The 24,129-nt window shown below is 70.7% G+C and carries 16 protein-coding genes and 1 tRNA gene; 10 read left to right on the forward strand and 7 right to left on the reverse strand.

Features of this window, described 5'->3' with window-relative positions:
• Nucleotides 1–171: 171 nt before the first annotated feature.
• The 4 genes from J4573_RS07525 to J4573_RS07540 all read left to right on the forward strand — a co-directional run bounded on the left by J4573_RS07525 (nt 172) and on the right by J4573_RS07540 (nt 6,520).
• Nucleotides 172–1,584: a sigma 54-interacting transcriptional regulator gene (locus tag J4573_RS07525; protein ID WP_208254554.1), complete on the forward strand. Its 1,413-nt coding sequence runs from the start codon at nt 172–174 to the stop codon at nt 1,582–1,584.
• A 50-nt stretch (nt 1,585–1,634) separates the two neighbouring features.
• Nucleotides 1,635–3,677 carry a vWA domain-containing protein gene (locus J4573_RS07530; RefSeq protein ID WP_208254555.1) on the forward strand — a complete coding sequence of 681 codons (2,043 nt, stop codon included), beginning with the start codon at nt 1,635–1,637 and terminating at the stop codon, nt 3,675–3,677.
• A gap of 131 nt (nt 3,678–3,808) precedes the next feature.
• A complete protein-coding gene (locus tag J4573_RS53730; RefSeq protein ID WP_243772645.1) occupies nt 3,809–5,767 on the forward strand; it encodes a hypothetical protein in 1,959 nt (652 codons plus the stop codon).
• Nucleotides 5,768–5,959: 192 nt separating this feature from the next.
• The gene (locus J4573_RS07540) at nt 5,960–6,520 is read left to right on the forward strand and encodes a hypothetical protein (RefSeq protein WP_208254556.1); all 561 of its coding nucleotides are present in this window, start codon (nt 5,960–5,962) and stop codon (nt 6,518–6,520) included.
• 27 nt (nt 6,521–6,547) lie between these two features.
• On the opposite strand, the gene J4573_RS55175 is transcribed toward J4573_RS07540, so the two are convergent.
• Both J4573_RS55175 and J4573_RS07550 read right to left on the reverse strand, forming a co-directional pair.
• The gene (locus tag J4573_RS55175; protein ID WP_307796536.1) at nt 6,548–7,717 is read right to left on the reverse strand and encodes an alpha/beta hydrolase; all 1,170 of its coding nucleotides are present in this window, start codon (nt 7,715–7,717) and stop codon (nt 6,548–6,550) included.
• Nucleotides 7,718–7,807: 90 nt separating this feature from the next.
• Nucleotides 7,808–8,956, reverse strand: coding sequence for a cystathionine gamma-synthase (locus tag J4573_RS07550; RefSeq protein ID WP_208254557.1), 1,149 nt, complete (start codon nt 8,954–8,956; stop codon nt 7,808–7,810).
• Between the two features lie 161 nt (nt 8,957–9,117).
• Here J4573_RS07550 and J4573_RS07555 point away from each other — a divergent pair, with 161 nt between their 5' ends.
• Entirely contained in the window at nt 9,118–11,268 is a 2,151-nt protein-coding gene (locus J4573_RS07555; RefSeq protein ID WP_208254558.1) for an MMPL family transporter, read from the forward strand.
• Between the two features lie 223 nt (nt 11,269–11,491).
• On the forward strand, nt 11,492–13,648 hold the full coding sequence (locus tag J4573_RS07560; protein ID WP_208254559.1) for an MMPL family transporter: 2,157 nt from the start codon (nt 11,492–11,494) through the stop codon (nt 13,646–13,648).
• A 146-nt stretch (nt 13,649–13,794) separates the two neighbouring features.
• Here J4573_RS07560 and J4573_RS07565 read toward each other — a convergent pair whose 3' ends face one another.
• Complete coding sequence (locus tag J4573_RS07565; protein ID WP_208254560.1) at nt 13,795–15,189, reverse strand: cystathionine beta-synthase; 1,395 nt, start codon at nt 15,187–15,189, stop codon at nt 13,795–13,797.
• A 182-nt stretch (nt 15,190–15,371) separates the two neighbouring features.
• On the opposite strand from J4573_RS07565, the gene J4573_RS07570 reads away from it, so the two are divergent.
• The 4 genes from J4573_RS07570 to J4573_RS07585 all read left to right on the forward strand — a co-directional run bounded on the left by J4573_RS07570 (nt 15,372) and on the right by J4573_RS07585 (nt 19,899).
• Complete coding sequence (locus J4573_RS07570; protein WP_208254561.1) at nt 15,372–16,382, forward strand: SGNH/GDSL hydrolase family protein; 1,011 nt, start codon at nt 15,372–15,374, stop codon at nt 16,380–16,382.
• A gap of 131 nt (nt 16,383–16,513) precedes the next feature.
• Complete coding sequence (locus J4573_RS07575) at nt 16,514–17,875, forward strand: PQQ-binding-like beta-propeller repeat protein (protein ID WP_208254562.1); 1,362 nt, start codon at nt 16,514–16,516, stop codon at nt 17,873–17,875.
• Between the two features lie 369 nt (nt 17,876–18,244).
• Nucleotides 18,245–19,462 (forward strand): acetyl-CoA C-acetyltransferase, encoded by a 1,218-nt coding sequence (locus J4573_RS07580; RefSeq protein WP_208254563.1) that lies wholly within the window; start codon nt 18,245–18,247, stop codon nt 19,460–19,462.
• Nucleotides 19,463–19,671: 209 nt separating this feature from the next.
• Nucleotides 19,672–19,899, forward strand: a complete 228-nt coding sequence (locus J4573_RS07585; protein ID WP_208254564.1) for a DUF4287 domain-containing protein — start codon at nt 19,672–19,674, stop codon at nt 19,897–19,899.
• Nucleotides 19,900–20,183: 284 nt separating this feature from the next.
• On the opposite strand, the gene J4573_RS07590 is transcribed toward J4573_RS07585, so the two are convergent.
• From J4573_RS07590 to J4573_RS07605, 4 genes are all read right to left on the reverse strand, one after another.
• A tRNA-Leu gene (locus tag J4573_RS07590) sits at nt 20,184–20,257 on the reverse strand.
• 134 nt (nt 20,258–20,391) lie between these two features.
• Nucleotides 20,392–21,669, reverse strand: coding sequence for a class I SAM-dependent methyltransferase (locus tag J4573_RS07595; RefSeq protein WP_208254565.1), 1,278 nt, complete (start codon nt 21,667–21,669; stop codon nt 20,392–20,394).
• Nucleotides 21,670–21,690: 21 nt separating this feature from the next.
• Complete coding sequence (locus J4573_RS07600; protein ID WP_372442824.1) at nt 21,691–22,983, reverse strand: NAD(P)/FAD-dependent oxidoreductase; 1,293 nt, start codon at nt 22,981–22,983, stop codon at nt 21,691–21,693.
• Between the two features lie 342 nt (nt 22,984–23,325).
• Nucleotides 23,326–24,120, reverse strand: a complete 795-nt coding sequence (locus J4573_RS07605; protein WP_208254567.1) for a uracil-DNA glycosylase — start codon at nt 24,118–24,120, stop codon at nt 23,326–23,328.
• Nucleotides 24,121–24,129: the final 9 nt, after the last annotated feature.

Consider the following 24,129-nt stretch of genomic DNA (forward strand, 5'->3'; position numbering starts at 1 on the left):
CACCTGAACGGGTCACGCTCTCAGTCTCCCTGTTGCGCTCCCGTGACCCAAATACCGGGCTCCGACCGGCTTCGGACCGGTAGAGGATCCCTGATACCGGTGGATTCCTCTCATGGAGGAATCCTCAGCCCGGGGTGCGATTCGGGGAACCGGCGACGTAATGTCGATCGCGTGCGTGAATCCACACCTCGCGAGACCACACTGGGCGAGCTCCGCACCAGCGGACACGTCCAGCGATCGGTGAAGGCCGAAATAAGGCACAACCTGCTGGTCCGGTTGAGATCGGGCGAGCCGCGCTTCCCCGGGATCGTCGGTTTCGACGACACCGTGCTCCCCCATCTGGAGCGCGCGCTGCTGGCCGGGCACGACCTGGTGCTGCTGGGCGAGCGCGGGCAGGGCAAGACCCGGCTGATCCGCACGCTGGCCACGCTGCTGGACGAGTGGACCCCCGTCGTCGCCGGCTGCGAGATCAACGACCATCCCTACGAACCCGTCTGCGTGCGCTGCCGCCGGCTGGCCGGCGAGCTCGGCGACGAGCTGCCGGTGTCCTGGCTGCACCGCGAGGACCGTTACGGCGAGAAGCTCGCCACCCCCGACACCAGCGTCGGCGACCTGATCGGCGACGTCGACCCGATCAAGGTGGCCGAGGGCCGCACGCTGGGCGACCCCGAGACCGTCCACTTCGGGCTGGTCCCGCGCACCAACCGCGGCGTCTTCTCCATCAACGAGCTGCCCGACCTCGCCGAGCGGATCCAGGTCGCGCTGCTGAACGTGCTGGAGGAGCGCGACGTGCAGATCCGCGGCTACGCGCTGCGGCTGCCGCTGGACGTGCTGCTGGTCGCCAGCGCCAACCCCGAGGACTACACCAACCGCGGCCGGATCATCACCCCGCTGAAGGACCGCTTCGGCGCGGAGATCCGTACCCACTACCCGCTGGACCTGGCGTCCGAGCTCGATCTCATCCGGCAGGAGGCCGAGCTGGAGGACCTCCAGGCCGAGGTGCCCGAGCACCTGCTCGAGGTGATGGCGCGCTTCACCCGGCTGACCCGCGAGTCCACCGCGGTCGACTCGCGTTCCGGCGTCTCCGCGCGGTTCGCGCTCGCCGGCACCGAGACCATCGCCGCGGGCGCGGTGCGCCGCGCCGCCCTCGCCGGCGAGGACCAGCCGGTGGCGCGGGTCTGCGACCTGCCCGCCGTGGTGCCGACCCTCATGGGCAAGGTGGAGTTCGAGGTCAGCGAGGAGGGCCGCGAGCAGGAGGTGCTGGAGCACCTGCTGCGCCGCGCCGTCGCCGAGACCTACCGGCGCACGCTCGGCTCCGCCGACCTCACCGGCCTGCTGGACAAGTTCGACGCGGGCGAGATCGTCGAGTCGGGCGAGCTGGTCCCCTCGGCCGAGCTGCTGCGCCGGATCGGGCCCGTGCCCGGCCTCGCCAAGATCATGGAACGGCTGGACATGACCGGGGAGTCGCCCGGCCAGGCCGCGGCCGCTCTGGAGTTCGCCCTGGAGGGCCTGTTCCTCACCCGCCGCCTGTCCAAGGACACCTCGTCCGCCCCGGGCGACGGCACCGCCACCTACAGGACGTGAGCCCCGCGGCCGCGCGACCCGCGGCCACCGGGAAGAGTTAGGGGCCTTCGATGAGTCGGTATCAGTACGGGGCCTATCACGATGGGCCCGACCCGCTCGCCCCGCCGTACGACGTCCGGGACGCCCTGGACGCCATGGGCGACTCGGTGCTGGACGGCACCCGCCCCGACGACGCGCTGCGCGAGTTGCTGCGCCGCGGGCTGCCCGGCGCCGACCAGCGCCGCGGCCTGGACGACCTGCTGCGGCAGGTGCGCGAGCGGCGCCGGGAGCTGCGCGAGCGCGGCCGGATGGACGGCACGCTGGAGGAGGCGCGGGCGCTGCTGGACACCGCGATCGGGCAGGAGCGCGCGGAGCTGTTCCCGGACCCGAGCGACGACGCCCGGCTGCGCGAGGCCGAGCTGGACACGCTGCCGAACGACACCTCGCAGGCGATCCGGCGGCTGTCGGACTACGACTGGCGCTCCCCCGCGGCGCGCGAGACGTTCGAACGGCTGAAGGACATGCTGCGCCGCGAGGTGCTCGACTCCCAGTTCCAGGGGATGAAGCAGGCCCTTCAGAACCAGGACCCGCAGGCGATGGAGCGGGTCAAGGACATGATGGCCGCGCTCAACGAGATGCTCGACAAGGACGCGCGCGGCGAGCACACCCAGGAGGACTTCGACCGCTTCATGGGCGAGTACGGGGACTTCTTCCCCGACCAGCCGCAGAATCTGGAAGAGCTGGTCGACTCGCTCGCCCGCCGTGCCGCCGCGATGGAACGGCTGCTGTCCTCGCTCAGCCCCGAGCAGCGCGATGAGCTGGCCGGGCTGATGGAGCAGGCGCTGCAGGACGCGGGCCTGGCGATGGAGATGTCGCGGCTCGGCGACGCGCTGCGGTCTCGGCGGCCCGACCTCGGCTGGGGCGGCCAGGAGCGGATGACCGGCGAGGATCCGCTCGGCATGGGCGACGCGACGACCGCGCTCGCCGAGCTGGCGGACCTGGCCGAGCTGGAGGCGGCGCTCGGGCAGGACTACCCGGGTGCGCGGATGGACGACATCGACGAGGAGGCCGTGCAGCGCGCCCTCGGCCGCCAGGCGGTCGACGATCTGGCGGAGCTGCGCCGGATCGAGAAGGAGCTGGAGCGCCAGGGCTACCTGCAGCGCAACCGCGGCAAGCTGGAGCTCACGCCCAAGGCCGTACGGCGGCTGGGCGAGACGGCGCTGCGCCGGGTCTTCTCGCAGCTGGAGGCCGGGCGGCGCGGCGACCACGATCAGCGGGACGCGGGCCAGGCGGGCGAGCTCACCGGCTCGACCCGCGAGTGGCGGTTCGGCGACGAGCAGCCGCTCGACGTCGTCCGTACGGTCACCAACGCGATCCACCGCGGCGTGATGGACCTGCCGCGCACCGGCGAGGCCGAGGGCCTGACGGTCGTGCCCGACTCGCCCGGTGCCTCCGGCGGCTCCGACGTCTCGCGGCCCAGGGCGAACGGCGTGCGGCTCAGCGTCGACGACTTCGAGGTGCAGGAGACCGAGCGGCGTTCGGCGGCGGCGGTCTGCCTGCTGGTGGACCTGTCCTATTCCATGGTGCTGCGCGGCACGTGGGCGGCGGCCAAGCAGACCACGCTCGCGCTGCACACGCTGGTGACCAGCAAGTACCCGCAGGACGCGATCCAGATCATCGGGTTCTCCAACTACGCCAGGACGCTGCACCCGACCGAGATGGCGGGCCTGGACTGGGACATGGTCCAGGGCACCAACCTGCACCACGCGCTGCTGATCGCGGGCCGCCACCTGGACCGGCACCCCGACTTCGAGCCGATCGTGCTGGTGGTCACCGACGGCGAGCCGACCGCGCACCTGCGCTCGGACGGGCGATCGGTGTTCGACTACCCGCCCTCGCCGGACACGCTCGTGCTGACCATGGCCGAGGTCGACAAGATGACCCGGCGCGGCGCGTCCTTGAACGTCTTCATGCTGGCCGAGGACCGTCGCTTGGTGTCGTTCGTCGAAGAGGTCGCCCGGCGCAACGGCGGGCGGGTGTTCGCCCCGGACGCCGAGAAACTGGGCGAATACGTGGTCAGTGACTACCTGCGGGTACGCCGGGGACGCCGCTGACCTGCATGGTTACCGTCCATAGTCGCCCCCTTTGCTGACGATCTCGCTTACCCCCTTGATCACCAGGGCAGGTGATCACACGATGTGGTCATTCGATCGCAGAGAGTGTCATCCAGGGGGAAGAGAACACGATGAACGCACGACTGCCGATAGGGGTCCTCACCGCGGGCCTAGGTGCCGCTGCCGTGATCGCCTTTGGCTCCGGCCCGGCGCTCGCGGATCACAAACCCGGGCACCACGGACATAGCACGTCCCGGCTGGCGTGCCCGCCGGTCAAGCTGCCGCAGCAGCAGGGCGCCCGTACGGCCACCAAGACCTGCCCGCCGCCCAGCGAGCCCGGCACCGACCAGGCTCCGGCTCCCGAGGCGGCACCGGCGGCTCCGGCCGAGCCCGCGGCCCCGGTCGAACCGGCAGCTCCTGCGGCGCCCGGCGCTCCGGCAGACCAGGCCAAGCCCGACGCACCGGCCAAGCCCGACGCACCGGCCGAGCCCGCGGCTCCGGCGGCACCCGAGGCGCCCGCTGCGCCCGGCGCTCCCGCCGCCGACCAGAACGCACCGGCAGACCAGGCCAAGCCCGGCGCTCCCGCGGCCGACCAGGCCGCACCCGCCGCCGACCAGGCGGCCCCGCCCGCGGCCCGCGAGCCCGTGCCGCCGCCCGAGCCGGTCGACCCGGCCAAGCCCGGCGACCCGATGGCCCCGGCCGACCCGAACGCGCCCGCCGCGCCCGGCGACCAGAACGCTCCCGCGGCGCCCGGCGACCAGAGCGCACCGGCCGATCCCGCCAAGCCCGGCGACCCGATGGCCCCGGCGGACCCGAACGCGCCCGCCGCGCCCGGCGACCAGAGCGGGCCCGTCGACCCCGCCAAGCCGATGGACCCGGCCAAGCCCGGCGACCCGATGGCCCCGGCGGAGCCGAACGCGCCCGCCGACCAGGGCACGCCCGCCGACCAGGGCACGCCGGCCGACCCGATGGCGCAGAGCAAGCCCGCCACCGAGCGGGTCGCGACCGTGCTGCTCGGCGCCAAGCTCGCCGAGCCCGCGCCGAACGCCCTGATCCAGGAGCTGAGCGCGGGCAAGAAGCTGCAGGACCTCACGCTGAACGAGGTCATCCAGCACCTGCCGATGGTCGGCTCGTCGCTGGCCGCGGTGCCCGGGATCGACATGATCAAGGGCCAGACGCTGGCCCAGCTGATCACGCACTTCCCGGCGGACCTGCAGAAGCCGATCACCGACACGCTGGACCGGCTGACCGCCCACATCCTGAACAAGCAGGGCGTCAAGCAGGACCCGCCGCCCGCCGACCCGGCCAAGCCCGACGCCGCCAAGGTCGAGGCGCTGGCCAAGGTCAGCCCGGAGGCCGCCCAGTTGGTCGGCCAGATCGACGCCAAGGACGTGCCCGGGCTGGTGGCCAAGCTGCCCAAGCTCGTGGACCTGTCCAAGGACCCGAAGATCGGCCCGATGGTCCAGGACGTGCTCACACCCGTGCTGAAGCCGGCGGTCGACACCGTGAAGGCCGTTCCGGTCGTCGGCGCCCAGGCGGCCGACCTGATCGGCAAGCTGCTGACCGCGACGCCGGCGGGCCCGGCCGAGCCCGTGGCTCCGGCCGACCCGAACGCGCCCGACACCGACCCGGCCAATGCCGCCCAGTCCGCCAAGCCGGACGCCGTCAAGATCGAGGCGCTGGCCAAGGTCAACCCTGAGGCCGCGCAGCTGGTCGCGCAGATCGACGCCAAGGACGTGGGCGGCCTGCTGGCCAAGCTGCCCAAGCTCGTCGAGCTGTCCAAGGACCCGACGGTCGGCCCGATGGTCTCCGGGATCCTGCAGCCCGTGCTCGCGCCCGTGACCGAGACCGTCAAGCAGGTCCCGCTCGTCGGCCCGCAGGTCGCGGACCTCATCGGCCGCATCCTGGCACCCGCCGGTGCCCCGGCCGCGCCTGCGGCTCCGGGCGCTCCGGCCGCACCGGCGGCCCCGGGTGCGCCCGCGGCTCCCGCGGCGCCCGGTGCTCCGGCCGCTCAGGCGCCCGCCGCTCCGGCGGCTCCCGGTGCGCCCGCGGCTCCGGCCGCACCGGCCGCACCGGCCGCTACCGGCTGACCGTTCTCGGTACGCCAGAGGCCGCTCGGACATCGTCCGGGCGGCCTCTCCGCGGTCCAGGTGCCCAAGTCGTGACCTTCGCCTGCGAGAGCGGCCTGGTCACGCCGAACCGGCTCCGAGACCCCTTGTCCGGCGGGATTCCGAACGAGGCGAAGCTAGGTGAAGAGGGCCCGGCGCACTAGGGTCTGCGTCATGTCGAACTCCGATCGCCTGCTCCTGATCCTGCACATCGGATTTGCGATCTTCACGCTGGGGCCGCTGACCGCCGCCACCATGTCGACCCCCCGCTACATCCGCAAGCAGAACGTCGTCGTGCTGCGGTACCTCCACCGGACCTCCCAGATCTACGGCGTCGGAACGCTGGGCATCTTCCTGTTCGGCCTGTTCCTGGCGCACGGCAAGTTCGGCAAGTTCTGGCTGTCGGCGTCGATGACGCTGTTCGTCGTCGCGCTCGTGCTGCTCCTGCTCATCGACCGGGACCAGCGCAAGGCGGTGAACCTCCTCGATGTCGCCGCGGCCGAGGCGGCCCCGGTCGCGCCCGTCGCCGTCGTTCCGGCGAAGGAGGCCGAGGAGGAGCAGGCCGAGGGCAAGGACCGGGACAAGGAGAAGGACGAGGCGCCGCAGGCGGCAGCGGAGCAGCCGGCGCTGGACACCGGCGTCGCGCAGGTCGAGCGCGGCCGGATCGCGTCGATGTCCGGCGTGGTCGCGCTGATCTGGCTGGTGATCCTCGTCCTGATGGTCTGGAACCGCTGACCGGCGGCGGCTACCGCTGAACGGCGGTTACCTGGTCCGGTCCTTGATCCAGGCCAGGATCTCGGGGTAGACCGACTCGTCGTTCAGCAGCCGCACGCTGTGCTCGGTGCCGGGGACCGTCTTCACCGTCACCGGCACGCCCACGGCGCGCAGGGCGCTCGCGAGGCCGGTGCTCTCGGTGACCGGGACGAAGTCGCCCTCGCTGTGCATGAGCAGCATCGGGGCGTCGCCCGGCGAGGCGTGCGAGGCCGAGTTGGCGTCGTCCACGCGCTTCCAGCAGAGCGGGGCGGTGACCGACGGCGTGCAGCCGAGCAGCCGGATCACCGCGCCGCGCAGCTTGCGCCGCGAGGCCGAGGCGGTGTCCACGCCGCCGTCCTGGAACGCCAGGTACGGGGTGTTGGGCGGCGACAGCGCCACGACGCCGCGGACCGTCCTGCCGCCCTCGCCGACCGTGCCGAGCTGGGTCGCGAGCTGGCCGCCGGACGAGGAGCCGAACACCACGATGCGGGCCGGGTCCAGGTTCCAGACCTTGGCGTGCTTCCTGATGAACGCGAGGGCCGTCTCGGCGTCGGTGCGCTGCGCGGGCCACTGCGCGGTGGTCGCGAGCCGGTAGTTGGCGGCGAAGACCGTGAAGCCCTGTGCGGTCAGCCGCCGCGCGAAGTACTTCCAGCCCGCCTTGTCGCCCTGCATCCAGTAGCCGCCGTGCAGGAGCAGCACGCCGGGCCGCGGCTTCGCGGCCGCCGCACCCGGGGTGGTCGGCTTGGTGGCGGACGGCTTCTTGGCGGTCGGCCCGGTGGACGGCTTCTGTCCGGTGGGCTTCTTGGCGGCCGGCTTCTGCGCGCCGGACGTGCTTCTGCTGAACGCGCGCCAGTAGGCGTCGATCCGCTGGCGCGGGTCGCGCCCGTAGGCGTAGGTGGCCTGCCGGGGCAGCTTGGGCGTCACCATGACCGCGCGGCCCGACACGACCCCGTCGGAGTCCGTGGACCGCGACGGGGACTTCGGCGTCGTCGGGGGCGCCAGCGGCGACGGGGTCGCCGGCGAGGACGTGCCGGGCGTCACCGGCGACGTCGTGCCGGGGGTCGCCGGGTCGCTCGGGAGCGGGGGCGTCGGCGCGGTAGCGCGCGCCCCCGCCGGAACGGCCACGACGGAAAGGCAGGTCGCGGCGAACGCCGCCCCGCACACCAGTACTTTGCGCACTCCCGGCCCTTCCTCGGCGAACCTGGCGCGCACATCATACGGCCTTGATCATCGCTTGACGGCGATCGCCGCGAAAGTCCCTCCCAGGGGCTACCCGAGCGCGCGGGTGAGGTCGCGCAGCAGGTCGTCGACGTCCTCGATGCCGACCGACAGCCGGACCAGGTCGGCGGGGACCTCCAGCGGCGAGCCGGCGGCCGAGGCGTGCGTCATCCGGCCGGGGTGCTCGATGAGCGACTCCACGCCGCCGAGCGACTCCCCGAGCGTGAAGAGCTCGGTGCGCTCGCAGACCCGCACCGCCTCCTCCTCCGAGGCCATCCGGAACGACACCATGCCGCCGAACGCCTTCATCTGCTTGGCGGCGACCTCGTGGCCCGGGTGGTCGGGCAGGCCCGGGTAGAGGATCTGGCGAACGGCCGGGTGGCGGGTGAGCATCTCGACGACGGCCTCGGCGTTCGTGCAGTGCCGGTCCATCCGCACCGCGAGCGTCTTGATGCCGCGCAGCGTGAGCCAGGCGTCGAACGGCCCGGCGACCGCTCCCATGGCGTTCTGGTGGAACGTGAGGCGCTCGCCCAGCTCGGCGTCCTTCACGACCAGGGCGCCGCCGACCACGTCGGAGTGGCCGCCGATGTACTTGGTGGTGGAGTGCACGACGATGTCGGCGCCGAGCGCGAGCGGCTGCTGCAGGTAGGGCGAGGCGAAGGTGTTGTCGACGACCAGCAGGGCGCCCGCGTCGTGCGCGATGGCGGCCAGCGTGGCGATGTCGGCGATGCCGAGCAGCGGGTTGGTCGGCGTCTCCACCCAGATCAGCCTGGTCTCGGGGCGCACGGCGGCCCGTACGGCGGCGACGTCGCCGAGCGGCACCGGGTCGAAGGCCACGCCCCACGGCTCGGCCACCTTGGCGAACAGCCGGTACGTGCCGCCGTAGGCGTCGTTCGGGATGACGACGTGATCGCCGGGCTTGCACAGGGTGCGCAGCAGCGCGTCCTCGGCCGCGAGGCCGGACGCGAACGCCAGCCCGCGCGTACCGCCCTCGATCTCGGCCAGGCACGTCTCGAGCGCCGTGCGCGTCGGGTTGGCCGACCGTGAGTACTCATAGCCACCGCGCAGGCCGCCGATGCCGTCCTGCTTGTACGTGGAGACCTGGTAGATCGGCGGAACGACCGCGCCGGTGGTCGGGTCGGGTTCCTGACCTGCGTGAATGGCCAGCGTCTCGAAGCCCTGCTGAACGTCCTTGTCCATGAGGACGAGGCTACCCACCCGCCCGCAGTCCCGAGGTACTAGGGACCCACCCCGCAGGTATCAGCCCGCGTTTGGCCACGCAGGTTGACCACAACGAGGAAAACGATCTTTAGCGTCGTCCTTAGGAAATCGAATCCCCCCGAACTACTAAGGACGGACGCATGTTCGCATGGCTCGCGCGCGTCGTCGTCAGGCACCCGTGGTGGACGATCGTGGCGTGGGTGGTCGCCGCCGCGGCCATCATCATGACCGCCCCGGGAATCTCCTCCCAGGACGACCAAGGCGACTTTCTTCCGAGCAAGTACGAGTCGATTCAGGCAACGAAGATCGCCGACAAGGCGTTCCCGCAACAGGAGGACGACTCGGCGCTCATCGTCGTCAAGCGGTCCGACGGCAAGCCGCTGAGCGCGGTCGACTCCGCCAAGGTCACGCAGGTTTCGAAGCATCTGGCCTCACAGAAGTTCCCTGCCGTCCAGGGCTTCACCAGCGGGCCCGACACCTTGGCGCCGAATCACGCGGTCCAGGTCATCGGCGTCCCTGTCAAAGGCGATGACGACCAGGCCAAGACCGCCATCAAGAACATTCGCTCGGAACTGCCGCAACAATTGCGCGGCACCGGCATGGAAGCCAAGATCGGCGGAAACGTCGCGGCCTTCGTCGACAACGACGACTCGTTCAACAAGTCGTTCGAGATCGTCGGGATCGCCACGTTCATCCTCATCATCGGGCTGATCCTGCTGATCTTCCGGGCGCCGCTCGCCGCGCTGCTGCCGCTGCTGGTCATCACCGCGACGCTCCAGGTGGCGAACGGTCTGGTGGCGTACGCGGCCAACGCGTTCAACTGGGAGGTCGACGACAGCCTGAGCATCATCACACTCATCGTGATGTTCGGCATCGGCACCGACTACATCCTGTTCCTGCTGTTCCGGTACCGAGAGCGCCTCCGCGCGGGCGACGACAAGAAGACCGCGATGATCGTCTCGATGCACCGGGTCGGCGAGGTCATCGCCTCCGCCGCCGCGGCCGTCGCCGTCGCGTTCCTGGTCATGCTGCTGGCCGCGTTCGGCGGGTTCGGCCCGCTCGGCCCGGCGCTGGCGATCTCGGTGACCGTCATGGCGATCACCTCGCTCACACTGGTCCCGGCCATCGTCTCGCTGCTCGGCACCGCGATCTTCTGGCCGTCCAAGGCGTGGAAGCGCCAGCCCAAGGGCTCGGCCGCCGCCGCGCTCGGCCGCACCGTCGGCAAGCGTCCGGCGATCGTCGCGCTGGTCTCCGGCGCGCTGCTGATCGGCCTGGCCGTCGGCACGTTCTCGTTCAAGAGCAACAACGACTTCCTGTCGGGCTTCCCGCAGGACACCGAGTCCGCGCAGGCCAACAAGGACATGCAGAAGGGCTTCCCGCCGGGCCTCACCACCCCGGTGACCGTCTTCGTCAAGAGCACCGACGGCAAGCCGCTCACCCGGCAGCAGCTGGCCGCGTTCAGCCAGGGGGCCAGGAAGGCGCCCGGAGTCGGCCGCGTGCAGTCGCCCGAGCCGAGCAAGGCCGACCGGTCGGTCGCCCGCGTCGACCTGCTGCTGACCAAGAACCCGATGGCGCCCGAGTCGATCAAGCTCGTCCGGGGCGACCTGCGGGACGCGGTCCACAAGGTCGCGCCGCCCGGCACCCGCGCGTACGTCGGCGGAGCGTCCGCCACGGCCGCCGACATCAACAACGTCATGGACCGCGACCTGTCGGTCATCCTCCCGGTCGCCGCGGCACTGATCGCGCTCATCCTCGCGCTGCTGCTGCGGAGCCTGGTCGCGCCGATCTACCTGGTGGCGGTCACCTTGCTCGGGTACGCGGCGACGGTCGGCGCCGGCGTACTGATGTTCCAGGGAGCGCTGAACGAGCAGGGCCTGAGCTTCCAGTTGCCGATCGTGCTCTACCTGTTCGTGCTGGCCATCGGCACCGACTACAACATCCTGATCACCGCACGGCTGCGCGAGGAGGCCAAGGAGGGCAACGACCCGCGCCGCGCCGCCGCCATGGCGGTGGAGCACGGCGGGCCGACGGTCATCGCCGCGGGGCTCATCCTGGCCGGCACGTTCTCGGTGATGACGCTCGCCAAGGTCTCGATGCTGCAGCAGATCGGCTTCTCGGTGGCGGCCGGAATCGCGCTCTCGGCGTTCGTGATCTCCATCTTCCTAGTGCCGAGCATCACCGCGCTGCTCGGCCACAAGGCCTGGTGGCCGGGCCACGCGGACAAGCCCCGGGTACGGCGCGGCCCGGACGAGCTGGAGGGGCAGTTCGCCCGCACTTCTCACCGTGCGTAAGGAGCGCATGACCTGGGCGTGAGCGCTACAACGAGCGTGGTACGCCAGGGGCGCGACTTCAGGTCCATGAGCAGGAGGGTGGAGCTCGCTCCGCCCTCCTGGAGGAGGAGAACCTCCCCCCTAGGTATCACCCACGAGTTCAGCGCCACGGCCGATCACAGGAGGGGGATCGTTCCATAGATTAGCCCGGTATCCATAAATGACTTCTATTGAAGGAAGACGCATGTTCGCTGGCCTCGCGCGCTTCGTCGTGAGACACCCGTGGTGGACGATCCTGGCCTGGGTGGTCACGGCCGCCGCCATCGTGGTGCTCTCCCCCAGCCTGCAGACCAAGTCCGATCAGGGCGACTTCCTGCCCTCCAAATACGAGTCCATCCAGGCCGCCAAGCTCGCCGAGAAGGCGTTCCCGCAGCGGGCCGACTCCACCGCCTTCGTCGTGGTGAAGCGGGCCGACGGCGGCAAGATCACTCCGGCCGACACCACCAAGCTCACGCAGGTGGCGAACGACCTGAAGGGCAAGAACTACCCGAGCGTCGTCCAGGTGGCGACCGGGCCGCAGACGGTCGCGCCGAACAAGGCCGTTCAGATCATCAGTGTCGGTCTGAAGGGCCAGAGCCAGGACGACCAGAAGAAGCAGGGCGATGCCATCAAGCAGATGCGCAAAGACCTGCCGGCCGAGCTCGGAAGCGGTCTGAACGCGAAGGTCGGCGGTGACGCGGCCGGGTTCGTCGACAACGAGAAGTCCTTCTCCGAGTCGCTCGCGCTGGTCAGCGGCGGCACGTTCGTCATCATCATCGGGTTGATCCTGCTGATCTTCCGGGCGCCGATCGCGGCGATCCTGCCGATCTTCGTGATCCTGCTGACCGAGATGGTGTCGATGAAGCTCATCGGCGCCGCCTCGAAGGTGTTCGGGTTCTCCGGTGACGACAGCCTTCAGATCATCTTGACGATCGTCTTGTTCGGCATCGGCGCGGACTACTACCTCTTCCTGCTGTTCAGATTCAGGGAACGGCTGCGCGCGGGCGACGACAAGAAGACCGCCATGATCACCACGGTGGAGCGCGTCGGCGAGGTCATCACCTCCGCCGCGGCCGCCATCGCGGTCACCTTCCTGGTGCTGCTGCTCGCCGCGTTCGGCATCTTCTCCGCCTGGGGCCCGTCGCTGGCCATCGCCGTGCTCACCATGGGCGTGACCTCGCTGACGCTGTTCCCGGCGCTGCTGTCGCTGCTCGGCACCGCGGTGTTCTGGCCGTCCAAGTCCTGGAAGAAGCACCCGAAGGCCAAGGTCTCGGCGGGCATGGGCCGCATGGTCGGCAAGCGTCCGGCGCTCATCGCGCTCGGCAGCGGCGCCATCCTGATCGTCCTCGCCTTCGGCGCGTTCAGCTTCAAGGCCGACTACGACTTCCAGTCCAGCTTCCCGCAGAACACCGAGTCGGCCCAGGCCGCCAAGGACATGCAGAAGGGCTTCCCGCCCGGTCTCACCACCCCGGTGCAGGTCTACCTGCAGTCCAAGGACGGCAAGCCGGTGCCGAAGGCGACGGTCGACAAGTTCTCCCAGCAGGCCAAGGGCCTGGACGGGGTCGGCGGCGTGCAGCCGGCCGTCCCGGGGGCGAACGGCGTGACCCGCGTCGACCTGCTGCTGAAGAAGAACCCGGTCTCCACCGAGTCGATCACGTTCCTCAAGGACGACCTGCGACCGGCCGTCCACCAGATCACACCGCCCGACACCAAGCTGCTCGTCGGCGGCGAGACCGCGATCTACGGCGACATCAACAAGGTCGTGAACCGCGACCTGTCGGTGATCCTCCCGGTCGCGGGCGTGCTCATCGCGCTGATCCTGCTGGTGCTGCTGAGGTCGGTGGTCGCGCCGCTCTACCTGGTCCCGATCGTGCTGCTCGGCTTCGCCTCGACGCTGGGCGCATCGGTCATGGTCTTCCAAGGGATCAAGGGCGAACCCGGGGAGATCTTCCATCTACCGATCATGTTGTACCTGTTCGTGCTGGCGATCGGCACCGACTACAACATCCTGATGACCGCGCGACTGCGCGAGGAGGCCAAGGAGGGCCACGAGCCGCGCAAGGCGGCGGCCCTGGCGGTCCAGCACGGCGGCCCGACGGTCGCCGCGGCCGGTCTGATCCTGGCGGCCACCTTCTCGGTGATGCTGCTGGCCAAGGTCTCCATGCTCCAGCAGATGGGCTTCTCCATCGCGATCGGCATCGCGCTGGCCGCGTTCGTGATGTCCATCTTCCTGGTGCCCGGCATCACGGCCCTGCTCGGCCACCGCGCCTGGTGGCCCGGTCACGCCGACCGGCCGAAGCAGCGCCGGGGCCCGGACCCGATGGAGGACCAGTTCGCCACCCGCCCGGACATGAGGGTCTGAGCGGAGCCACCCACAAGCGTTGGGCCGCGGAGTGAAGGTCTGAAATAGCCGCCCACGACCGACACACCGCGGTTCAACTTCACATAGGAAGAACGGAGCGCCGGAGACCCGAAAGGGTCCCGGCGCTCCGCCGTTCAGAGGGGCTGTCAGCTCCTGGACAGGAAGGACAGCAGGTCCTGGCGGGTGATGATCCCGGTCGGCTTGCCCCCTTCCAGAACGACCACGGCGTCCCGCTTCTCCAGCACGGACATCATCCGCGACACCGGCTCACCGGAGCCGACCACCGGAAGCGGCGGGCTCATGTGCTTCTCCAGCGGCTCGTCCGGCCCGGCCTGGTCGGCGTACAGCGCACGCAGCAGGTCTCGTTCCTCGACCGCTCCGATGACCTCTCCGGCCATGACGTCAGGGTGCCCCGCCCCCGGCGAGACCACCGGCATCTGCGACACTCCGAACTCCCTGAGCACCTTCACGGCCTCCTCCACGCTCTCGGAGGGATGCATGTGAACGAAGCTCGGGATGCCGTCCGGCTCTGCCGCCGCCTTCTGGGCCAGGACCTGTCCGACCGTCGCCTCGGTGGTGGACCGGTCGTCGCTGAACCCGTGCTGGCTCATCCACTCGTCGTTGAAGATCTTGGACAGGTAGCCGCGGCCGCCGTCGGGCAGCAGCACGACGATCACCGCGTCCGGGCCGGCCGTCTCGGCCACCCGCAGCGCCGCGACGACCGCCATCCCGCAGGAGCCGCCGACCAGCAGCCCCTCCTCGCGGGCCAGGCGCCGGGTCATGACGAACGAGTCGCGGTCGGAGACGGCGATGACCTCGTCGCAGATCGTCCGGTCGTAGGTCTCGGGCCAGATGTCCTCGCCCACACCCTCGGTGAGGTAGGGGCGGCCCGTTCCGCCGGAGTAGACCGAGCCCTCGGGGTCGGCGCCGATGATCTGCACGCGGCCCTCGGAGATCTCCTTGAGGTACTTGCCGGTGCCGCTGATCGTGCCGCCGGTGCCGATGCCCGCGACGAAGTGTGTGATCTTGCCCTCGGTCTGCTCCCAGAGCTCGGGCCCGGTCGTCTCGTAGTGCGAGCGCGGGTTGTTCTGGTTGGTGTACTGGTTCGGCTTCCAGGCGTCGGGGATCTCGGCGGCCAGCCGGTCCGACACCGAGTAATAGGAGTCGGGGTGCTCCGGCGACACCGCGGTCGGGCAGACCACGACCTCCGCGCCGTACGCGCGCAGCACGTCCACCTTGTCCTTGGCGACCTTGTCCGGGCAGACGAAGACGCAGCGGTAGCCGCGCTCCTGCGCGACGATGGCGAGGCCGACGCCGGTGTTGCCCGAGGTCGGCTCGACGATCGTGCCGCCGGGCTTCAACTGGCCCGAGGCCTCGGCCGCGTCGATCATCCGGACCGCGATGCGGTCCTTCACCGAGCCGCCGGGGTTGAAATACTCGACCTTGGCCAGCACCTGCGGGGCGGGTCCGCTGGTCACCTTGCGCAACCGAACGAGCGGGGTGTTCCCCATCAGCTCGACGAGCGAATCGTGTACGTGCACGCGACGTCCTTGTCGGTTCAGCATGTTGCATCCGCGTATGAACCGTGTGTACTCCGTGTGTACTGCGGCCAGGCAGGATGCGGATTCGGATAGATTCCAGTTTCCGACGGTAGCCCAGATCGACGCCTGCGGGCATCTAAGCCATGACGGGGCTTCTCCCAGATTACGGAGGGTGAAGGCGGATGCTGAGAGCGTTGACCGCGCGGCGCATCGCGACCGCGGCGGCGTACGGGGGTGGAGGCATCACCGCGCTGGGCGGGCTCACCTTCGGGCTGATCGTCATGGAGGCCAAGATGGCCCGGCGGATGATCATGGGGACGCCCAGCGGCGACCCGCCCGTGGCCGACGATCTTTATGGCGGGCGGCTGGCCGGGGTGCCCATCTCGTTCGTGGTGCTGGGCGACTCCACGGCCGCCGGGCTCGGCGTCGCCACGCCCGACGAGACGCCCGGCGCGCTGCTGGCCGCGGGCCTGTCCGCGATCGCCGCCCGGCCGGTCTGGCTGACCAACGTCGCGATCTCCGGCTCCCGTTCGGAGGCCCTGGAGGACCAGGTGGGGCGCGCACTGGAGGCCGGCCCCGAGCTCGCCGTCATCATGATCGGCGCCAACGACGTCACCAACCGCGTGCCCGCCGCCGAGTCGGTGCGCCATCTCGGCGCCGCCGTGGAACGTTTGAAAGCCGCGGGATGCGAGGTGGTCGTGGGCACCTGCCCGGATCTCGGCTCGGTGAAGCCGCTCTGGCAGCCGCTCAAGTGGATCGCCCGCCGGGCCAGCCGCCAGCTCGCCGCCGCGCAGACCATCGCGGCGGTGGAACGCGGCGCCCGTTCGGTGTCGCTGGGCGACCTGCTGGGCCGTGAGTTCGCCGCCGACCCGCGCTCGATGTTCAGCGACGACCGCTATCACCCGTCCGCGCGCGGCTACGCCTCGGCCGCCATGGCGATCCTGCCGTCGATGGCCGCCGCGCTCGATCTCGAATCCGATCCCGAGGCGCTGCCCGACCCGCGCCGCGGCGAGGGCGTCCTGCCGGTCTACCTGGCCGCCGCCGAGGCCGCCGAGGAGCCCGGCACCGAGGTCGCCGGAACGCAGGTCGCAGGCCGCGAACGAGGCCCCCGAGGCCGCTGGGCGACCCTCCTGCGCCGGAGGAACGCTCCAATCGACGAGTCCACTCAACAGGTCGCCCCGGGCGCCGCCTGAGAGCCGATCTGACCCCCGGGCCACAGCGGGATATGCAATCCCCTTCGGGATTGTAGTTTCTCTGTTACGTTCTGTGGCGCCGCCTTCACCTCCCTTCTCAACCCACCGCGCACCACGCTGAGGAGCCTGCGATGGCCTCGCATACCCGAGTACGACTACAGAACGCGATCATTCCGGCACAGATCGCAGTGATCACCGCCGTGCTGGCCGGGTGTTCCACCGGCGCCAGCACCAAGGGAGCGGAGGCCGCGCAGGGCTGGTCGGGCACGGGCGTGAACGCGGTGAGCCGCCCGGTCGCGGGCGCCGGCGTCACGGCCGTCACCGGGCTGCGGCCCGACGGCACGCTGGAGACCTCGGTGTTCGACCTGGCCAAGGGCCACCGTCTGTGGGCCAAGCCCGCGACCATGGTGGGCCGGCTGTCCGGCATGGGCGTACAGCCGCCGGCGGTCGTCGGCTCGGCGGGCTCGGCCCTGGTCGTCTCGCTTGAGCCGGAGAAGACCGGCAAGTGGAAGGCCACGCTGGTCGCCCGCGACGCCCATACCGGCGTGCAGAAGTGGACGCGGCCGGTCGACTCGACCTTCGGCCCAGTGCGCTGCGGCACGCTGGTCTGCATGTCGGAGTTCACCGCCCGCAAGAACGCGCGCTTCGTCGCGCTGGGCGCCGACGGCAAGATGCGCTGGAACATGCCCGGCATCGGCGAGGTCGAGTACGCCGACGCCACCAAGGTCGTCGCGTTCCGCATGGCCAAGCACCCGACGCTGGAGGCACGCGACCTGAAGTCGGGCAAGGTCCTGTGGACGTTCCCGGTGGAGAAGGCGGTCGGCCCCGGCGTCAACCTGTCGGGCGGCTGGGCGTTCGGCTCCCTGGGCAACGTGCTCGTCGGCTACCTGGCGCCCTACCAGCCGCTCAAGGGCAAGGCCCTCACCGCGTTCGGCTTCTTCGGCCTCGACATGGCCACCGGCAAGCCGGCCTGGATCCGCAAGCACCTGCTGCGCGTCTACCCGAGCGCCAACCCGTCGGTCGCGCTCATCACCCGCGAGGTCACCCCGCAGGGCGGGTACGGCGGGTTCGAGCAGCTCGACCCGGCCACCGGCCGCACCACGGCGACCATCCCCGCGACGAAGGCGCCCAAGTCGGCCTGGTGGCTGGCCTTCCCCGCCGACCTGTCGACGCTCGGCTTCCTCTCGCAGAACAAGCCCGGCTCGGCCTTCGACCTGCACAGCGCCGCCCAGGCCAAGGCCAAGCAGCGCGCCTGGTCGTTCTGCACGGTCGACCCGGCCGAGCTGAAGATCACCGGCCAGCGGGGCTTCTTCCCGATCGCGCCGCTGTGCGCCTACGACCTGTCCACGGGCAAGAAGATCGAGTCTCCCGGGGCGCCTCCCGGCTGGTACACCGGCGCGGTCGACGGCTGGCGCGTGTGGCGCGACGAGCGCGGCGTCCTGCACGCGCTCAAGGACGCGAACGGCACCACGCCCGGCATGTACGGCTTCTAAGGGCCACTGGCCACCTTCGAAGAACGACGAAACGTCCGTACGGGCTCGGGGTCCTCGTACGGGCCCGAGGGACGGCCCTCGTCCGCGCGGGACGAGGGCCGTCCCTCGGCCTTTCAGCGGAGACTCGGCCTTTCAGCGGAGACTCGGCCTTTCAGTGGGGACTCGGCCTTTCAGCGGGGACTCGGCCTTTCAGCGGGGATCTTGCTCCTGAGGTGAGCAAGCGAGCCCTTATTGGACTCACCGTCTATCAAGTGCGGGACCCGGCGTGTACGCCTTCTCCTCCAACGGCTAGATTGCAAGGTGACCGGTGAGTAACACCGTCGCCGGGCGAGCACGAGCACCGGCCGTTCATCACGAGGAGAACCGCACATGCCCGAGGCAGTCATCGTCGCCACCGCGCGCTCACCGATCGGCCGCGCGTTCAAGGGTTCGCTCAAGGACATCCGCCCGGACGACCTCACCGTCCAGATGGTCCAGGCCGCGATGGCCAAGGTGCCGCAGCTGGACCCCGCGCAGATCGACGACCTCCTGCTCGGCTGCGGGCTGCCCGGCGGCGAGCAGGGCTACAACATGGCCCGCGTGGTCACCACGCTGCTCGGCTGGGAGGTCCCCGGCGCGACCATCACCCGCTACTGTTCCTCCTCGCTCCAGACCTCGCGGATGGCGTTCCACGCGATCAAGGCGGGCGAGGCCGACGTCATCATCTCGGCCGGCGTGGAGATGGTGAGCCGGTTCGCCAAGGGCAGCAGCGACGGCCTGCCCGACACCAAGAACCCGCTGTTCGCCGACGCCGAGGCCCGCAACGCCAAGGCCGCCGAGGGCGGCGCGCCGGTGTGGCACGACCCGCGCGAGGACGGCGAGCTCCCCGACATCTACGTCGCGATGGGCCAGACCGCCGAGAACGTCGCCGGGCTGCGCGGCGTGACCCGGCAGGCGCAGGACGAGTGGGGCGTGCTGTCGCAGAACCGTGCCGAGAAGGCCATCGCCGACGGCTTCTGGGCCAAGGACATCACCCCGGCCACGATGCCCGACGGCACCGTGGTGTCCCAGGACGACGGCCCGCGCGCCGGCACCACCTACGAGAAGGTCTCGCAGCTGAAGCCGGTGTTCCGTCCCGACGGCACCGTCACCGCCGGCAACGCCTGCCCGCTGAACGACGGCGCCGCCGCGGTCGTCATCATGAGCGACACCAAGGCCGCCGAGCTCGGCCTCACCCCGCTGGCCCGGATCGTCTCGACCGGCGTCACGGGCCTGTCCCCCGAGATCATGGGCCTCGGCCCGGTCGGGGCCTCGCGCAAGGCGCTGGCCCTCGCCGGCCTGACCATCGACGACATCGACCTCGTCGAGATCAACGAGGCGTTCGCGGCTCAGGTGCTGCCGTCCGCCGAGGACCTGGGCATCGACCACGACAAGCTGAACGTCAACGGCGGCGCCATCGCGGTCGGCCACCCGTTCGGCATGACCGGCGCCCGGATCACCTCCACGCTGATCAACAGCCTGAAGCACCACGACAAGCAGTTCGGTCTGGAGACCATGTGCGTCGGGGGCGGCCAGGGCATGGCCATGGTGATCGAGCGCCTCAGCTGACGCACGAGGTGACAGCGGGATAAGGAACGGGTCGACGGCCCGCACGATCTTCCGTGCGGGCCGTCGTGCTGACCTGGGCGATCTCCTTCAGATGGTGACGTTACGAATGATCTACGTTACGTAATGGATAGGTCCTCGTTAGGGGGTTGTCACATGCTGGCCGCTGTTGCAGAGTCGGCAGGAAGAGCCCCGCTATCTGGAGGTGCCAATTGTCTTTGAACCACTCGCCGGAGACGCACACCAAGCTCATCGAACGCATCCCGCAGGTCACAGGACGTGACATTCCCGAGTGGTTCACCACCATCGACGACGGTCCGTCGTTCGTCCGCTGCGAGGAGCGCTGCAACTGGCTCGCAGACGAGCACGGCATCTCGCACGGCTACGCCGCGGCCCTGGTGCGCGAGCACGAACGCGCCCGCCGCGCCAGGCATTACTGAGCGCCACCACAGGCGCCGCACAACACCACCACACCGAGCGCCGCTGAGCGCGACCCACAGCGCAGCGCGCGCCACCGGCGCGGTGAGCGCCACCGAACGCCACTGATCGCCGCAGCTGACACAACTCCACAGACTTGGCGGGATCCCGCCGACGGATGAACCCCCGCCGTCGTGTCGCTACGCCACACGACCCCGGCGCAGAGATCCCGCACTGATTCGGCCCCCGCAGGCGCTGCCTGCGGGGGCCGGGTCAATTCCGGCGAACGTGCCGCCGGCCGTGCTCGTGCCCCCGGTCGGACTCGAACCGACACCATAAGCTCTTTTAGGGAGCTCGCCTCTGCCGTTGGGCTACAGGGGCGGCGCAATCATACCCGCGTGTCGGCAAAGGCCCACGAACCACTATTAGCCTGGGGCCGCATTTGCACGCAATCGTGCCGACCTGGGACCGTGATCACCTCCGGGACCTGGACGAACGCCGGAATTGGGCATGGCTCATCGGCTCATTACGGCGCGCCCCTCAACGAGGGTGGCGCCGGCCCTCCCATCGCGATCCCGGCGAATTGCGCAGATCTCGTGGACCCCGATGCGGCCGCTTTCACAGGCGAGGGCGGAGGCCGCGAGATAGAGCAGCCAGACCCGGGCCCGGCCAGGACCCGCAAGTTCCGCGCATTCGGTCCAGTGCCGCTGGAGGTTGGCCGCCCACGCACGGAGCGTCCGGGCGTGGTGTTCGCGCAGCGCGCGGGCGCCGCGGACCTCGAGACCGGCGCCCTCGATGTCGGTGATGATCTCGCCGAGCGGCCGCAGCTCCCCGTCCTCGGGGAACATGTAGCTGGTGGTGAACGTCCGGCGGATCTGGTGCGGGCCGGGCCGTCGTACCGGCTCCTGGATGAGCAGCCGCCCGCCGGGTGCGAGCAGCTCGTGCAGCCGCTCCATGTCGCGGCCCAGCGGCTCCAGGCCGGTCAGCCCGAGGATCGCGTCGTAGGGCCCGTCCCCGGCCGCGGCGAGGTCGCGTTCGCGCGCCTCCACCCGGCCGCCGGTGCCGTCGACGGCACCGCCCGTGTCGTCGGGCGTCCCGGACAGCCTGGCGATGTGCTCGGCCTGCTGAGTGGTGTGGGCGAGCGCGACCACGCGGGCACCGTGACGCCGGGAGGCGTACGAGGCGAACGCGCCCCAGCTGGGGTTCAGGTCCAGGACGCGGGCGCCGGGGAAGAGGCCGAGCCCCTGCGCCACCGCCTCCAGGGCGGAACGCTGGGCCTCCTGGAGATCGACCGCCTCGTCCCACAGGCCGGTGCCGTGCGCCATCGTCTCGCCGAGCATGTGGCCGAAGAACGCGGCGGACTCCTCCAGCGGGCCGCGGCCCGAGGCCCGCCGCCCCTGCGGGAACTCCTCCGGCGGCGGCTTGGGCTCCGGGCCGACCGCGCCGAGCGTCACCGCCGTTCGGACGATCTCACGCTTGTCGTCGCTGCTCAGCCGGATCGGCTCGTCGCCGCTGCGCATCACCCGCTGGACCGCGCCGAGCGCGGCGAAGACGTCGCCCTCGATGTCCAGCTCACCCGCGACGTACGCGCGGACCAGGCCCATCTCGCCCGGCTTCCACAGCAGCCTGCGGAGCGCGCGGCGGTGCCTGATGACGAACGCCGGGGCCCCGGCGGGGCCGACCGAGCTGCCGTCCCAGGCGCGCACCTGGATCGGGAGATCGGCGGGGTCGCCGTCATCGAGAAGGATCTTGCCGAGCAGCGGGGCGAGCCGGGAGGCGACACCGTCCTGCACGCATGCCTCCCCTCGGCTCGTTTACACCTCCGGGCGCCGTCCCGTCGCGAGCTCGAACTCCTGGCGGGGCCGCTGGAGCGCGCCGAGCGAGACGATCTCGCGCCGGAAGAACAGCGCGAGGGTCCAGTCCGCCGTCACGCGCGCCTTGCGGTTGACCGTCGGCACCCGAGACAGATGGTATGTGCGGTGCATGAACCAGGCGAGCACGCCCCGCACCTTGATCCCGTAGACGTTCGCCACACCCTTGTGCAGGCCGAGCCCGGCGACCGACCCGACGTACTTGTGCACGTACGGCTTGCGGGGCTTTCCGCGCAGGTCAGCGACGATGTTGGCGGACAGGCGCTTGGCCTGGCGGACGGCGTGCTGGGCGTTCGGCGCGGTGTACTGGCCCTCGTCGGTGAGATCGGGCACAGCGGCGTTGTCGCCCGCCGTGTAGACGTGCTCCAGGCCCTCGACGGTGAGCTCGGCGGTCGCCTTGATCCGGCCCTTGTCGTCGATCGGCAGGTCGCCCTCCTTGACGACGGGGTGAGGCTTCACGCCCGCGGTCCACACCAGCGTCTGGGCGTCGAACTCCTCGCCGTCGCTCAGCACGATGTGCTTGTCCTCGGCGGACTTGAGCAGGGTCTCGAGCTTGATCTCGATGCCGCGCTTGCGCAGTGCATCGACGGTCCACTCGCCCATCTCGGGGCCGACCTCGGGCAGGATCCGGTTGGCCGCCTCGATCAGCATCCACCGCATCTCGCTCTGCTTCAGGTTCGGATACCACTTCAGGGCGTCGCGGGCCATGTCCTCGAGCTCGGCCAGCGCCTCGACGCCCGCGAAGCCGCCCCCGACGAACACGAAGGTCAGCGCCTTGCGCCGGGCCTTCTCCTCGTCGATGGAGGAGGCCTCGTCGAGCTGGCGCAGCACGTGGTTGCGCAGGTAGATGGCCTCCTCGACGGTCTTGAAGCCGATGCCGCACTCGGCCAGCCCCGGGATCGGCAGCGTCCGCGACACCGAGCCCGCCGCGACGACCAGGTAGTCGTAGGCGACCTCGTCGAGCTCGTCCCCGACCAGGTCGGCGCCGGCCGGGCGGACCGTGAGCCGCTTCTCCGCGGTGTCGATCTTGGTGACGGCGGCGTTCAGCACCCGGCAGCGCTTCAGCACCCTGCGCAGCGGCGTCACCACGTGCCGCGGCTCCACGTTGCCGGCCGCCGCCTCTGGGAGGAACGGCTGGTAGGTCATGTACGACTTGGGGTCGACCAGGGTGATCGAGACCTCGCCGCGGCGCAGTTCGCTCCGCAGCTTCTTCTGCAGGCCCAGCGCCGTGTACATGCCGACGTAGCCGCCGCCGATGATCACGACGTGCGTGCCGGACCCCGAATCAGGTGATGGAGACATACCGAGATCGATACCCCGGGAACGCCTCGTACTCACCCCGGCGCCGACTCGCCGAAGAATCACCGGAGAAACCCTGAAACCCGGCGAACCTCCACCCCGGATCCGGCATCTCATCTGGATGTAACACAAGAACGGCGGCGGGACAGGGCCCGACGGGGGCGTCAAGCGGCCGGAGCGGAACACGGGGGTGTAGACACCGCTCCGCCCGCTTGGCCAGGCCCTGCCCCGCCGTTCGCGTTCTCTGAACGTATGTGGATGGTTACATACCCATTTGCCCTACAGGTATGTGGCGGCCCGGCCCAGCACGTCGTCGAGCATCGCCTCGGTCAGGCGCCCGGTGAAGGTGTTCTGCTGGCTGGGGTGGTAGGTGCCCAGCATCACCACCGGATCGCCGCCCGGCGAGGTCATCCGGACCTCCGCGCCGTGGCCGAACGCCGGTCGCGGCCGGGGCAGCTCGTACCCCACCGTCTTCAGCACGGGCCACACGCTCTGCCAGGCATAGCCGCCCAGCGCCACGATGCACCGGACGCTGGGGGCGATCATGGCCATCTCGCGGTTCAGCCAGGGCAGGCAGGTGGCCCGTTCCGTGGTCGTCGGCTTGTTGTCGGGCGGGGCGCAGCGCACCGTGGCGACCAGCCGGGTCCCGATCAGGTGCTGCCCGTCGCCCGCACGGACGCTGGTGGCCTGGGACGCGAGCCCCACCCGGTGCAGCGAGGCGAACAGCCAGTCCCCGGAACGGTCTCCCGTGAAGACCCGGCCCGTCCGGTTGCCGCCGTGGGCCGCCGGGGCCAGCCCGACCAGCAGGATCCGCGGCTCCGGATCGCCCCAGCCGGCGATCGGGCGGCCCCAGTACTCCTCGTCGGCGAACGCCCGGCGCCGTTCCAGCGCCACCTTCTCCCGCCACTCGACCAGCCGGTCACAGGCACGGCACACCGACTGCCGGGCGCACAGCTCGGCCAGGTCGGGGGCGCTCTCGGCCAGCTCCATGACGTCCTGCGGCTTGTGCGCCACCGGTGTCTCCGGGGTGGCCGGGTCCTCCGGCCACCCCGTTCCGGGCGAAACGAAAGGCATTCGGGGAGC

This window comes from Actinomadura barringtoniae, assembly GCF_017573505.1.
Lineage (GTDB): Bacteria > Actinomycetota > Actinomycetes > Streptosporangiales > Streptosporangiaceae > Spirillospora > Spirillospora barringtoniae.